Origin of the sequence: Mameliella sp. AT18 (assembly GCF_028807275.1) — a bacterium.
Taxonomy (GTDB): Bacteria; Pseudomonadota; Alphaproteobacteria; order Rhodobacterales; family Rhodobacteraceae; genus Antarctobacter; species Antarctobacter albus.
This window is the reverse complement of record NZ_JARAMO010000076.1, coordinates 1-1,865: the sequence shown is the minus strand read 5'-3', so window position 1 is coordinate 1,865 and position 1,865 is coordinate 1. Positions and strand designations below refer to the sequence as shown.

Annotated in this window: 1 protein-coding gene; it reads left to right on the top strand. The window is 66.3% G+C overall.

Annotation, left to right across the window (positions count from 1 at the left end):
* A partial coding sequence (gene acs, locus PVW46_RS10125; protein WP_274575826.1) for an acetate--CoA ligase occupies positions 1-1,865 on the top strand: 1,865 nt, incomplete at both ends.

The window sequence follows — 1,865 nt, the reverse complement described above, 5'->3', positions numbered from 1 at the left end:
TATGATCAGATGTACGCGGCCTCGGTCAGCGATCCGGCGGCCTTCTGGGCGGAGCAGGCACAGCGGCTGGACTGGATGAAGCAGCCGAGCGAGATCAAGAACACCGATTTCACGCTTGGCCAGGTCAAGATCGAGTGGTTCCGCGACGGCACGCTCAACGTCGCCGCCAATTGCATCGACCGCCACCTGGACAAGCGCGCCAACCAGACCGCCATCATCTTCGAGCCCGACGATCCCAACGAACCGGCGCAGAGCATCTCCTATGCCGACCTGCACCGCCGCACCTGCCGCATGGCCAACGTCCTGGAATCCCTGGGCGTGCGCAAGGGCGACCGCGTCATCATCTACCTCCCGATGATCCCCGAGGCCGCCTATGCCATGCTGGCCTGCGCCCGCATCGGCGCGATCCATTCCATCGTCTTCGCCGGCTTCTCGCCCGATGCGCTGAGCGCGCGGATCAACGGCTGTGACGCCAAACTCATCATCACCGCCGACGAGGCACCCCGCGGCGGCCGCAAGACCCCGCTCAAGACCAATGCCGACAAGGCGCTGTTGCACTGCAAGGACGACGTCAAATGCCTGGTCGTCAAGCGCACCGGCGGCCAGACCACCTGGGTCGACGGCCGCGACTTCGACTACAACGAGATGGCGCTCGAGGCCGCGGATTACAGCCAGCCGGCCGAGATGAATGCCGAGGATCCGCTCTTCATCCTCTACACCTCCGGCTCTACCGGCCAGCCCAAGGGCGTGGTCCATACCACCGGCGGTTACCTGACCTATGCCGCGCTCACCCACGAGGTGACCTTCGACTACCATGACGGCGACGTCTACTGGTGCACCGCGGACGTGGGCTGGGTCACCGGCCACAGCTACATCGTCTACGGCCCGCTCGCCAACGGCGCCACCACGCTGATGTTCGAGGGCGTGCCCACCTACCCCGACGCCAGCCGCTTCTGGCAGGTCTGCGAGAAGCACCGCGTGACCCAGTTCTACACCGCGCCGACCGCGATCCGCGCGCTGATGGGCCAGGGTGACGATTTCGTAACCAAATGCGATCTAAGCTCGCTGCGGATCCTGGGCACGGTCGGTGAGCCGATCAACCCCGAGGCCTGGAACTGGTACAACGACGTGGTCGGCAAGGGAAATTGCCCGATCGTCGACACCTGGTGGCAGACCGAGACCGGCGGCCACATGATGACCCCCCTGCCCGGCGCCCACGCGACGAAACCGGGCGCGGCGATGCGGCCCTTCTTCGGCGTGCAGCCGGTGGTGCTGGACCCGCAGTCGGGCCAGGAGATCGACGCCTCGCCGACCGAGGGCGTGCTGGCCATCAAGGACAGCTGGCCGGGCCAGATGCGCACCGTCTGGGGCGACCACGACCGCTTCGAGAAGACCTATTTCTCGGACTACAAGGGCTATTACTTCTCCGGCGACGGCTGCCGCCGGGACGCCGATGGCGATTACTGGATCACGGGCCGGGTCGACGACGTGATCAACGTCTCGGGGCACCGGATGGGCACGGCCGAGGTGGAATCGGCGCTGGTCGCGCATGAAAAGGTCGCCGAGGCGGCGGTCGTCGGCTACCCGCACGAGATCAAGGGCCAGGGCATCTACTGCTACGTCACCCTGATGAACGGCGTCGAGCCGACCGAGGAGCTGCGCAAGGAGCTGCGCACCTGGGTCCGCACGGAAATCGGCCCCATCGCCTCGCCCGACCTGATCCAGTGGGCCCCGGGCCTGCCCAAGACCCGCTCCGGCAAGATCATGCGCCGCATCCTGCGCAAGATCGCCGAAAACGACTACGGCGCCCTCGGCGACACCTCAACCCTCGCCGACCCTTCCGTCGTCGACGACCTCATCGAAAA